The 11911-nt window shown below is 69.2% G+C and carries 10 protein-coding genes; 6 read left to right on the top strand and 4 right to left on the bottom strand.

All coding sequences use genetic code 11. The features are described from left to right. Positions 1-14: 14 nt before the first annotated feature. Both AC1RQF_RS02255 and gabD read left to right on the top strand, forming a co-directional pair. Positions 15-1298 carry a 4-aminobutyrate--2-oxoglutarate transaminase gene (locus AC1RQF_RS02255; protein ID WP_492871213.1) on the top strand — a complete coding sequence of 428 codons (1284 nt, stop codon included), beginning with the start codon at positions 15-17 and terminating at the stop codon, positions 1296-1298. 81 nt (positions 1299-1379) lie between these two features. After that, on the top strand, positions 1380-2840 hold the full coding sequence (gene gabD / locus AC1RQF_RS02250; RefSeq protein ID WP_273997434.1) for an NADP-dependent succinate-semialdehyde dehydrogenase: 1461 nt from the start codon (positions 1380-1382) through the stop codon (positions 2838-2840). 42 nt (positions 2841-2882) lie between these two features. Here gabD and AC1RQF_RS02245 read toward each other — a convergent pair whose 3' ends face one another. Then, a complete protein-coding gene (locus tag AC1RQF_RS02245) occupies positions 2883-4427 on the bottom strand; it encodes a methyl-accepting chemotaxis protein (protein WP_492871212.1) in 1545 nt (514 codons plus the stop codon). A 268-nt stretch (positions 4428-4695) separates the two neighbouring features. Here AC1RQF_RS02245 and AC1RQF_RS02240 point away from each other — a divergent pair, with 268 nt between their 5' ends. Together AC1RQF_RS02240 and AC1RQF_RS02235 are read left to right on the top strand one after the other, a co-directional pair. Beyond that, positions 4696-5541 (top strand): class I SAM-dependent methyltransferase, encoded by an 846-nt coding sequence (locus AC1RQF_RS02240; RefSeq protein ID WP_273997432.1) that lies wholly within the window; start codon positions 4696-4698, stop codon positions 5539-5541. Then, positions 5538-6086 carry a GNAT family N-acetyltransferase gene (locus AC1RQF_RS02235; protein ID WP_273997431.1) on the top strand — a complete coding sequence of 183 codons (549 nt, stop codon included), beginning with the start codon at positions 5538-5540 and terminating at the stop codon, positions 6084-6086. The genes AC1RQF_RS02240 and AC1RQF_RS02235 overlap by 4 nt, the downstream gene beginning before the upstream one ends. Before the next feature lie 110 nt (positions 6087-6196). Here AC1RQF_RS02235 and pcaF read toward each other — a convergent pair whose 3' ends face one another. Beyond that, positions 6197-7399: a 3-oxoadipyl-CoA thiolase gene (pcaF, locus tag AC1RQF_RS02230; RefSeq protein ID WP_492871211.1), complete on the bottom strand. Its 1203-nt coding sequence runs from the start codon at positions 7397-7399 to the stop codon at positions 6197-6199. 206 nt (positions 7400-7605) lie between these two features. Between pcaF and AC1RQF_RS02225 the strand changes: the two genes are divergently transcribed. After that, positions 7606-8394, top strand: a complete 789-nt coding sequence (locus AC1RQF_RS02225) for an IclR family transcriptional regulator (protein ID WP_273997429.1) — start codon at positions 7606-7608, stop codon at positions 8392-8394. Between the two features lie 227 nt (positions 8395-8621). Then, complete coding sequence (locus AC1RQF_RS02220; protein ID WP_492871210.1) at positions 8622-10352, top strand: S8/S53 family peptidase; 1731 nt, start codon at positions 8622-8624, stop codon at positions 10350-10352. 131 nt (positions 10353-10483) lie between these two features. Here the strand turns inward: AC1RQF_RS02220 and AC1RQF_RS02215 are convergent, their stop codons facing one another. Together AC1RQF_RS02215 and AC1RQF_RS02210 are read right to left on the bottom strand one after the other, a co-directional pair. Continuing rightward, entirely contained in the window at positions 10484-11269 is a 786-nt protein-coding gene (locus AC1RQF_RS02215) for an anti-sigma factor family protein (RefSeq protein WP_492871209.1), read from the bottom strand. Continuing rightward, positions 11269-11805, bottom strand: a complete 537-nt coding sequence (locus AC1RQF_RS02210) for a sigma-70 family RNA polymerase sigma factor (protein WP_273997426.1) — start codon at positions 11803-11805, stop codon at positions 11269-11271. The genes AC1RQF_RS02215 and AC1RQF_RS02210 overlap by 1 nt, the downstream gene beginning before the upstream one ends. Positions 11806-11911: the final 106 nt, after the last annotated feature.

Below are 11911 nucleotides of genomic sequence, written 5' to 3'. Positions count from 1 at the left end.
GGAAGGAGATGACCGTGAACAATGCCGATCTGCACGCCCGCAAGAACGCCGCCACCCCGCGCGGGGTCGGCGTGATGTGCGATTTCTACGCGGCGCGTGCCGAGAACGCCGAACTGTGGGACGTCGAGGGGCGTCGCGTCATCGACTTCGCGGCCGGCATCGCGGTGATGAACACCGGCCACCGCCACCCGAAGATCGTGAAGGCGATCGCGGCCCAGCTCGAACACTTCACGCACACCGCGTACCAGATCGTGCCCTACGCGTCGTACGTCGAGCTGGCCGAGAAGATCAACGCGCGCGCGCCGGGCAGCTTCGCGAAAAAGACCGCGTTCTTCACGACCGGCGCGGAAGCCGTGGAAAACGCGGTGAAGATCGCCCGCGCCGCCACCGGCCGTCCCGGCGTGATCGCCTTCTCGGGCGGCTTCCACGGCCGCACGATGATGGGCATGGCGCTGACGGGCAAGGTCGCGCCGTACAAGCTCGGCTTCGGCCCGTTCCCGGGCGAGGTGTTCCACACACCGTTCCCGAATCCGCTGCACGGCGTGACGACCGCCGACGCGCTGCGCGCGATCGACATGCTGTTCAAGGCCGACATCGATCCGAAGCGGGTCGCCGCGATCATCTTCGAACCGGTGCAGGGCGAAGGCGGCTTCTACGCGGCGCCGGCCGATTTCGTGCGCGCGCTGCGCAAGCTGTGCGACGAGCACGGCATCCTGCTGATCGCCGACGAAGTGCAGACGGGCTTCGCGCGCACCGGCAAGCTGTTCGCGATGCAGCACTACGACGTCGCGCCGGACCTGATGACGATGGCCAAGAGCCTCGCGGGCGGCATGCCGCTGTCGGGCGTGGTCGGCCGCGCGGACGTGATGGACGCCGCCGCGCCGGGCGGCCTCGGCGGCACCTACGCGGGCAACCCGCTCGCGGTCGCCGCCGCGCATGCGGTGCTCGACATCATCGACGAGGAGCGGCTGATCGAGCGCGCGGTCGCGCTCGGCGACACCCTCAAGGCGCGCCTCGTCGCGCTGCAGGCCGAGGTGCCGCAGATCGCCGACGTGCGCGGCCCGGGCTCGATGGTCGCCGTCGAGTTCTTCAAGGCCGGCACGCAGACGCCGGACGCCGAGTTCACCAAGCGCGTGCAGGCGCGCGCGCTCGAACGCGGCCTGCTGCTGCTCGTGTGCGGCGTGCATGCGAACGTGATCCGCTTCCTGTACCCGCTCACGGTGCCGGACGCGGTGTTCGACGAAGCGCTCGGCATCCTCGCCGAGGTCTTGAAGGAAGCGGTCGGCGTGCCTGCCTGAGCGCCGAACGCGTCGCATCCCGGATCGCCGCCTCCGCCCGGACGGCGGCGATCGTCGTTTCTGTCTATCGGAACCTACATCATGAGCATCGACGTTGCACTGAAGGATCCCGCGCTGTTCCGCCAGCAGGCGTACATCGCGGGCGAATGGCAGTCCGCCGCGAGCGGCGAGACGTTCGACGTGCGCAATCCGGCGACGGGCGAGCGCATCGGCGCCGTGCCCGCGCTGGGCGCGGCCGACACGCGGCGCGCGATCGACGCCGCGAACGCCGCCTGGCCCGCGTGGCGCAAGCGCACCGCGAAGGAGCGCGCGGCCGTGCTGCGCAAGTGGCATGACCTGATGCTCGCGCATGCCGACGACCTCGCGCTGCTGCTGACCACCGAGCAGGGCAAGCCGCTCGCCGAAGCGAAGGGCGAGATCCTGTACGCGGCGTCGTTCCTCGAATGGTTCGCCGAGGAAGGCAAGCGCGTGTACGGCGACACGATCCCGACGCCCGCGGGCGACAAGCGGATCGTCGTGACCAAGGAGCCGGTCGGGGTGTGCGCCGCGATCACGCCGTGGAACTTCCCCGCCGCGATGATCACGCGCAAGGTCGGCCCGGCGCTCGCGGCCGGCTGTCCGATCGTCGTCAAGCCGGCGGAAGCCACACCGTTCTCGGCGCTCGCGCTCGCGGTGCTCGCGGAGCGCGCGGGCGTGCCCGCCGGCGTGTTCAGCGTGATCACCGGCGATCCGAAGGCGATCGGCGGCGAGCTGACCGCCAATCCGATCGTGCGCAAGCTGTCGTTCACCGGCTCGACGCCGATCGGCCGCCTGCTGATGGCGCAATGCGCGCCGACCGTGAAGAAGGTCTCGCTGGAACTCGGCGGCAATGCGCCGTTCATCGTGTTCGACGACGCGGATCTCGATGCGGCGGTCGAGGGCGCGATCGCGTCGAAGTACCGCAACAGCGGGCAGACCTGCGTGTGCACGAACCGTTTTTACGTGCACGACAAGGTGTACGACGCGTTCGCGGACAAGCTGCGCGCGGCGGTCGAGAAGCTCAAGGTCGGGCGCGGCACCGAGGCCGGCGTCACGCAGGGGCCGCTGATCAACGAGGCGGCCGTGCTGAAGGTGGAGTCGCACATCGAGGATGCGCTCGCGAAAGGCGCGCGCGTGCTGACGGGCGGCAAGCGTCACGCGCTCGGCCACGGCTTCTTCGAGCCGACCGTGCTCGCCGGCGTCACGCCCGCGATGAAGGTCGCGAAGGACGAGACCTTCGGCCCGCTCGCGCCGCTGTTCCGCTTCGCGTCGGACGACGAAGTGATCAGCTACGCGAACGACACCGAGTTCGGGCTCGCCGCGTACTTCTACAGCCGCGACATCGGCCGCGTATGGCGCGTCGCGGAGGCGCTCGAATACGGCATGGTCGGCATCAACACCGGCCTGATCTCGAACGAGGTCGCGCCGTTCGGCGGCGTCAAGCAGTCGGGCCTGGGCCGCGAAGGCTCGCATTACGGCATCGACGACTACGTGGTGATCAAGTACCTGTGCATGGGGCTGTAACGCCCGCCGGCCGCGCGCGTCCGGCGCGCGCGGCCTCCCGCCTCAGCGGAACACCCCCACCGCCTCCACGAGCCGCGTCGCCTGCTGCCGCAGGTTGTCCGACGCCGCCGCGCTTTGCTCCACGAGCGCCGCATTCTGCTGCGTGATCGAATCGAGATGCACCACCGCCTGATCGACCTGCGACACCCCCTTGCTCTGCTCCGCCGTCGCGGTGCTGATCTCGGCGATCAGGTCCGACACGCGCTTGACCTGGTTGACGATGTCGTCCATCGTGCGCCCCGCGTCGTCGACGAGCCGCGCGCCCGACGTGACCCGGTCGACGCTCGTGCTGATCAGCGACTTGATCTCCTTCGCCGCGTTCGCGCTGCGCTGCGCGAGCGCGCGCACCTCGCCCGCGACCACCGCGAAGCCGCGCCCCTGCTCGCCCGCGCGCGCCGCCTCGACCGCCGCGTTCAAGGCCAGGATGTTGGTCTGGAACGCGATGCCGTCGATCACGCCGATGATGTCCGAGATGCGCCGCGAGCTTTCGCTGATGTCGTTCATCGTGCTCACCACCTCGTGCACCGCCTGCCCGCCGCGTTCCGCCGCGCCGCTCGCCGAGCGCGACAGCTGGTCCGCCTGCACCGCGGTATCCGCATTGCTCTCGACCGTGGCCGTCATCTGCGCCATCGACGCCGCGGTCTGCTGCACGCTCGTCGCCGCCTGCTCGGTGCGCGCGCTCAGGTCGTTGTTGCCCTGCGCGATCTCGTTGCTCGCGCGCTGCACGTTGTGGACCTGTTCGCTCACGTCGTCGACGAGCCAGCGGAACATCAGGCCCAGCTGGCTGATCGTGCGCAGCGTCATGCCGATCTCGTCGACGCGGTCCATCCGCACCGCGTCGCGGCTTTCGCCGGACGCGACCCGCAGCGCCTGGTCGCGCACCGCGCGCAGCGGCTGGGCGATCTGCGCGTCGAGCCACCAGGCCGCGAGCCCGGCCGCGCCGGCCGTGACGCCGGCCAATGCCGCCAGTGGCGCGTCGGAAAGCCCGAGCGTCCACGCCGCGCCGGTCACGACCGGCACCAGCGCGACGAACGGCGCGTGCAGCCGCGCGCGCACCGGCGCCGTGCGCGACCACGACAGGCAGCGCAGCAGCCCGGTGCGGACAACCAGCCCCTTGTGAAACGCGCGCCAGCCGGTCTTGCCGGTGCGGAATGCCTTGTACAGCGCCTCGGCGGCGGCGATCTCGTCGCGCGACGCCTTGGTGCGCACCGACATATAGCCTTCCGGCCGGCCGTCGCGCATCACCGGGATCGCGTTCGCGCGCACCCAGTAGTGGTCGCCGCTCTTGCGGCGGTTCTTGACGAGCGCGGTCCACGGCTCGCCGCCCTTCAGCGTCGCCCACATGTCGGCGAACGCCTCGCGCGGCATGTCCGGATGACGCACCACGTTGTGCGGCTGGCCGACCAGTTCCTCGGTCGAGAAGCCGCTGACCTGCGCGAACGCGGTGTTCGCGTAGGTGACGATGCTGTCGGTGTCGGTCGTCGACATCAGCGTCAGCTCGTCGGGAAAATCGTATTCCTGTTGGGTAACGGGTTGGTTATTGCGCATTATTGGCTCCAAAAGGCGGGTCTGTTGCCCGCTTGTCGCGTGGATGCCCCTACCTTTGTCGAATTCCAAAAAGCCATCGTTTTAAACCGGGCATCCCTCTTTACTGACGGCCGGCGAACCCAAAACATTACCCTTTCATGACAAAAAAACTTCTCTTTCCCGGTTATTGTGATGTCGATCAAATGCTTGTCCCGCTTGCGTCTGGCGCGATATTGATTTCAAATGGCGACGCAAACGATTTCTTCTTTTCGTTTTAATCGAAAAATCCATGCTTTCGACATTTCATGAATCCAACCGGCTATCGTGGAATGCGGCGACGGTCGCGCACAACAGTCACAAGGGCGATCAGGCGGCGTTCTTCCGTGCGGGCGGCTCCACCCTGTTCCCCGAGGAGCGCGAATTGCTCGGGGAACTGGCCGGCACGCGACTGCTGCATCTGCAATGCAACGCGGGGCAGGATTCGTTGAGCCTCGTCCGGCTCGGCGCGCAGGTGACGGGCGTCGACATCTCCGACACGGCGATCGATTTCGCGCGCCGCCTGTCGGCCGACAGCGGGCTGCCCGCGCGCTTCGAGCGCGCGGACGTGCTCGCCTGGATGCCCGAGGCGGCCGCGCGCGGCGAGCGCTACGAGCGGGTGTTCGCGTCGTACGGCGCGCTCTGCTGGCTGTCCGACCTGCGCGCCTGGGCGCGCGGCGTCGCGGGCCTGCTCGCGCCGGGCGGCCGCTTCGCGATCGTCGAGTTTCATCCGTTCGCGCTGTACTTCGATGCGCAGTGGCGAGCGCACTACGACTATTTCCAGCGCGAGCCGAACCATGAACCGAACGGGGTGGGCGACTACGTCGCCGAATCGGGCATCGGGCTCCACGCCTCTCACCCGGGCATCGAGGATTTCGTGAATCCGCACCCGAGCTACGAATTCATGTGGGGGCTCGGCGAGGTGGTGAACGCGCTCACGGCGGCGGGGCTCGTGGTCGACTGCCTGAACGAGTATCCGTATGCGAACGGCTGGAAAGGCTTCGAGGGCATGCGCGAACTGGAAGGCCGGCGGATGGCGCCGCCCGCGCGCATGCCGAGCCTGCCGCTGATGTACGGCATCGCCGCGCACCGGCCATGACGCGCGCTCACGCCCGGCTCGTCGAGCGGCCGCTCGCCCGCGACGACATCCCGCTCGTGTGGACCATCGATCGCAGCGAGATCATCGAGCACATGTACGCGCTGCGCGAAGGCGCGCTGCGGCTCGCGCCCGAGTTCTACGACGTGCGCGGCTGGCCCGATGGCGAGGCCGAGCACTACACGCCGCTCCTCGTCGACTGCCTCGATCGCGGCGGCTGGGGCCTCGGCCTGTTCGACGGCGCGCGGCTCGTGGCCGCGACGCTCGTCGACAGCCGCCCGCTGGGCGCGCGCGGCGACATGCTGCAACTGGCGTTCCTGCACGTGAGCCACGACTGGCGCGGCCACGGGCTCGGCGAACGGCTGTATCGCGCCGCGCAGGCGCAGGCGCGCCGGATGGGCGCCGCGCGGCTGTACGTGTCGGCGACGCCGTCGCAACGCACCATCGATTTCTACCTGCGGATGGGCTGCGTGGTCAGCGACGCGCCCGACCCCGCGCTGTTCGCGCTGGAGCCCGAGGACATCCACCTCGAAGGCCCGACGGCCTGAGGCAGGCGCGGGGGGCGAAGCCCCCCGCGCTGAACGCGCTGAACGCGCTGAACGCGCTGAACGCGCTGAACGCGCTGAACGCGCTGAACGCGCTGAACGCGCTAGACGCGCTAGACGCGCTCGATCGCGATCGCGATGCCCTGCCCGACCCCGATGCACATCGTGCACAGCGCGTAGCGGCCGCGCTTGCGCGCCAGCTCGTACATCGCTGTGGTCACGAGGCGCGCGCCCGACGCGCCGAGCGGATGGCCGAGCGCGATCGCGCCGCCGTTCGGGTTGACGCGCGGATCGTCGTCGGCGACGCCGAGCAGCCGCAGCACGGCCAGGCCCTGCGACGCGAAGGCCTCGTTCAGCTCGATCACGTCGAACTGGTCGAGCGTCATGCCGAGCCGCGCGAGCAGCTTCTGCGTCGCGGGCGCGGGGCCGATGCCCATCACGCGCGGCGCGACGCCCGCCGTCGCGATGCCGAGCACGCGCGCGCGCGGCGTGAGCCCGTGACGCCGCGCGGCGTCTTCGCTCGCGAGCAGCAGCGCGGCCGCGCCGTCGTTCACGCCGGACGCGTTGCCCGCCGTCACCGTGCCGTCCGGCCGCACCACGCCCTTCAGTTTCGCGAGCGCATCGAGCGAGGTCTCGCGCGGATGCTCGTCGCGCGCCACCGCCAGCGGCTCGCCCTTCTTCTGCGGAATCGCGACCGCGGCGATCTCCTGCGCGAGCGTGCCGTCCTGCTGCGCGCGCGCGGCCTTCTGCTGGCTGCGCAGCGCGAAGCGGTCCTGATCCTCGCGGCTCACGCGGTAGTCGTCCGCGACGTTCTCGGCGGTCTCCGGCATCGCATCGACGCCGTGCAGCTGTTTCATCAGCGGATTGACGAAGCGCCAGCCGATCGTCGTGTCGTGGATCTCGGCCTGGCGCGCGAACGCGCTGGTCGCCTTGCCCATCACGAACGGCGCGCGGCTCATGCTCTCGACGCCGCCCGCCACCATCAGCCCGGCCTCGCCCGCCTTGATCGCGCGCGCGGCGATGCCGATCGCGTCCATCCCGGACCCGCACAGCCGGTTGACCGTCGCGCCCGGCACGTCCACCGGCCAGCCGGCCAGCAGCAGCGACATCCGCGCGACGTTGCGATTGTCCTCGCCCGCCTGGTTGGCACAGCCGAAGATCACGTCGTCGAGCGCCGCCCAGTCGACCTCGCGGTTGCGCTCGGCCAGCGCGCGCAGCGGCACGGCGCCGAGATCGTCCGCGCGGACGGAGGACAGCGCGCCGCCGTAGCGGCCGATCGGCGTGCGGATGGCATCACAGAGGAAAGCATCGGTCATGGAGAACTCCGGAAAGTGGGCCGGACGCGCGCCGTATCCGACCCGCGCATCGAATTTGTTCTATATTCGAACACAAGATCGACTATCGAACGATTTGCCGATCATAGGGAGCGCGCCGGCACGCGTCAAGCGGCGGAAACGAGCGATGGGTTGGCGCGCCCCGTGCGTTGCGCTATCTTCACGGCTGCGCGAAATTTCAACAGGCCATGACTACAGAAGACCTTCAGGCGAAGCCCGGCGACTCCTACGTGCAGTCGTTCGCGCGCGGCCTTTCGGTGATCCGCGCGTTCAACGCCGAGCATCCCGAGCAGACGCTGACCGAAGTCGCCGCCGCGACGGGCCTCACGCGCGCGGGGGCGCGCCGCATCCTGCTGACGCTGCAGACCCTCGGCTACGTCGAGGCCGACGGCCGGCTGTTCCGGCTCACGCCGCGCATCCTCGATCTCGGCTTTGCCTACCTCACCTCGATGCCGTTCTGGAACCTCGCCGAGCCGGTGATGGAGCAGCTTTCGGCGCAGGTGCACGAAAGCTGCTCGGCGGCGGTGCTCGATCACACCGAGATCGTCTACGTGCTGCGCATGCCGACCCGCCAGATCATGGCGATCAATCTGTCGATCGGCAGCCGGCTGCCCGCGTACTGCACGTCGATGGGCCGGGTGCTGCTCGCCACGCTCGACGACGCGGAACTCGACGCGACGCTCGCGCGGAGCGCGCTGCACGCGCACACGCCGCGCACGCTGACCGATCCCGTCGCGCTCAAGGAAGCGATCGCGCTGGTGCGCCGGCAGGGCTGGGCGATCGTCGACCAGGAACTGGAGGCGGGGCTGATCTCGCTGTCGGCGCCGATCCGCAACCGGCGCGGCCAGGTGATCGCCGCGATGAACATCAGCGGCAACGCGCAGCGGCACTCGGCCAGGCAGATGGTGAAGGGATTTCTCGAACCGCTGCTGGAGGCCGCGCAAACGGTCTCGGAGATGGTCGCGCGACGCGGCTGAGCGCGCGGGCGGGAGCGGGCGCAAGGCCCGCCCCGCGCGGCCCGTCCCGCTGCCCTTGCAATCTCCGCTTCGGTCATCTAATCCTTATTAAGCCACCCGTCGGCGCGCGGCTTCGCGCGCCGACGGGTGGCCGCTTCAGGCATCCCGCATCACACGCTCCCGTTGCATCCGGAATCGTCGTCAGCGACCGATCAAGGCAACCCGGCCCCGCGCCGGAGGAGACCACCATGCCCGATACCAATGAAACCAAGCTGCTGATCCGCTTGCCCCGTTCCTATACGCAAACCTTGCGGCAAACCCCCACCCTGCAGACGCAGATCCTCGCCGGCCTCGGCGCCGGCGCGGTCGAGCCGCTCTTCACGCACGCCAGTGCGCGGTTGTCCGCCAGCCTCACCGACTGGCTCGTGTTTCAACCAGACCAGGTCGAGGACCGCCATCCCTGGGACCGCGCCCATCGCCAGGCCGCCTCGATCGCGCGCGGCGCGGCCGCGCTCGATGTCTACGTGGAGCCGAACAGCGCACACCGGCGCAACTTCGTGCGCACCGCCCCCGATGCGCCGACCCTCGACGCCGCGCCCACGACCGCACCGCCCTTTCCACCCTCCGCGCCGCTCAACAGCGCCTATCCGCCGGCCGCGGACACCGCGTTCTCGCCGGGCTGGCACCTGTCGCGCGCGGGCTTCCCGCAGGCATGGGCCGTCACCCGGGGCGGCGGCGTGCGCATCGCGCACCTCGACATCGGCTGGTGGCCCGGGCAGTATTCCGCGCCGCGATGCATGCGGCCCGACCTCGGCTACAACTTCGTCGAGGACAACCAAGACACGGTGGACCCGGACGACGGACCGAACGCGGGACACGGCACGGCCACGCTGGCCCTGCTCGCGGGCAACAAGGTCAGCCTGGACGGCAAGACCGAGGCGACGCCGCACGGGCAGGTCTACGAAGGCTTCATCGGCGGCGCGCCCGAGGCCGAGATCGTCCCGGTCAGGATCGCCGGCGTGCTGGGCTCGGTCGTCTATCTGTACGGCAACACGATGGCGCGCGGCCTCGACTATGCGCTGGACCCGGGCGACGGCCGGCGCTGCGACGTGATCAGCCTGAGCCAGGGCGGCCTGCCGCTGAAGTCCTGGGCGTATGCGGTCAATGCGCTGTACGAGGCGGGCGTCGTCGTGGTCGCGGCGGCGGGCGACAGCTACTGGGCCGTGGTCACCGACATCGCCACGCACTACACGGTCTATCCGGCCGCGTTCTACCGCGTGGTCACGGCGACGGGCGTGACGTATGACGACGGCCCGTACAAGCGCGACCAGCTCGGCGTGATGCAGGGCTGCTGGGGCCCCGACGCGGTCATGGCGAAGGCGGTCGGCGCGTACACGCCGAACGTGCCGTGGATGCGCATCGAGACGCAGTACGGCTGGGGTCTCGACGGCGGCGGCACCTCGGCCAGTACGCCGCAGATCGCGGCCGCCTGCGCGTTGTGGCTGGCCAGGTACGGCAGCCGGTTTCCCGACGACTGGCGCAGGGTCGCCGCCTGTCGCGCGGCGCTCGGCCGGTCGGTGGCCGATGCGCGGAAGAACTTCGGCGAGATCGGGCTGGGCAGGCTCGACGCCTGCGCGATGATGAGCGAGGCGCTCGCGGCCGAGATCAAGACGCTGTGCGACGAGAACAAGCTGCAGCACATCGATCCCGACGAGGTCTCGTTCCCGTTCCTGCGCCTGCTGTTCGGCCTGCCGCCGCCGGGCAAGGGCATCGAGGGCCAGGGCGTCGAGGAGATGTACGAGGTGGAGGCGCTGCAGATCTTCTATCGCAGCGCCGATCCGGATCTCGTCAAGGCCGTGGAGGACTACGACCGCGGCCGGCCGCCCGCCGCCGGCGACCTGCCCGGCCTGCGCGCGCGCTTTCTCCAGGCAGTCGACATGTCGGATGCGTTGCGCGGGTATCTGACGGCGCACGCGTAGCGACCGACCGCGCGACGATGCCGAGACAGGCAAGCCATCGGCGCAGCGCCGCCGATGGCGTCATGCGTCCGATCCCGGCACGCCGGTCCTCGACGACGGGCTGCCGTGGAAAGCCGGCGCCGGCCGCCCGGCTACGATTCCGTATGCGCCCTCAGGTTCTTGATGAACCCGTCGAGCTCGTCCGCGCCGGCATCCGTCACCACCCAGTAATTCATGCGCCCGTCGCTCCAGTGCGCGATGTGGTAGCCCTGCCGCTCCTGAATCGCGGGATTCTTTCCGGCCGCATGCCCCGGCCACACGTACAGGTTGATGGGATGAAGCTTGTAGCGATAGACCATCACCGCCACGGTCCGGCCGTCGACATAGTCGAGACGCCCGCCGATCAGCGGATACCCCGCCTGCGCAAAGTCGAGCACCGGCGGAGCGAAATCGATCTTGCCGTTGAACCAGGGCTTCACGGTATGCCGATCCGTGGAGATCACGTCGATCAGCCGATCGGGTTGCAGCGAGCGCACGTGGCTGTCGACGAGTTCCTGGCTCAGTTGAACGTCGGCCGGCGGCGCGGCCAGGTAAAGCGTCCCGCTCCACACGAGCGCCGCCGCGCTGACGGCGAGCGCCCCGACCGGCATCCAGTTCGATCGCCTCTTTTGCTTCCACGCCCGCAGCCATGCCCCGAAACGATGGGCAAGGGACCGGCGCGGACACAGTTCGGCCTCGATGCGCGCGCGCAATGCCTCGGGCGCGGCGAACCGCAGGTCGGACGCCTTCAGGAGCACGCCCACCTGCCGCTGTGCCTCGAGCGCGCGCCGACACTCGGCACACCCGGCCAGATGGCGCTCGAACTCGACCGTCTCACTGAGCGTGAGTTCGTTGTCGACGTATCCCGGGAGCAACGCGAATGTATTCTCGTGGTTCATCATGCCACCTGTCCCATTTTTGCCAGGATCGCGGCAAGCCGCTGACGCCCGCGTCCCAGACGCGACATGACCGTGCCCATCGGAATGCCGACGATCGCGGCGATCTCCTTATAGGACAGTTCCTCGATCTCACGAAGCACGATGATCTCCCGGTATTCGAGGCTGAGCATGCCGAGCGCCGCGATGACCTGCTGACGGTCCTGATTGCGCATCATGAGCACCTCGGGATTGTCGTTGCCGTCGTCGTCCGACTCCGGCAGGTATTCGTCTTCCTCGAACGCCTGCGAATCGGCCTCACGGCGCTTGTTCTGCTGGTACCACGTGTAGAACACGTTGCGGACGATGGCGAGCAGCCAGGGCCGGGCGTCGCCGCCCTGAAAGCCGGCAATGAACCGGAACGCCCGGACGTACGCCTCCTGGACGACGTCCTGCGCGTCCTGATCGTTGTGCGTCAGCCATCTGGCCACGCTGTATGCGGAATTCATATGGGGCATCACCAAGGTTTCAAAGCGCCCGACAGCAGTCTGTTCGTTCATGTTCGACCCGGATAGTTGCGCGATCGTCGACCGTGCCTGACGTATGGATAACCGCCGGGCTGCGTGTTTTATTCCCGCTCGCGCGTTGGGCCGGCCGGGCATTCGC

It is taken from the genome of Burkholderia sp. GW821-FHT14F03, assembly GCF_058803765.1.
Note: the sequence above shows the minus strand (reverse complement) of the source record. Positions and strands in the feature narration are given on the sequence as shown.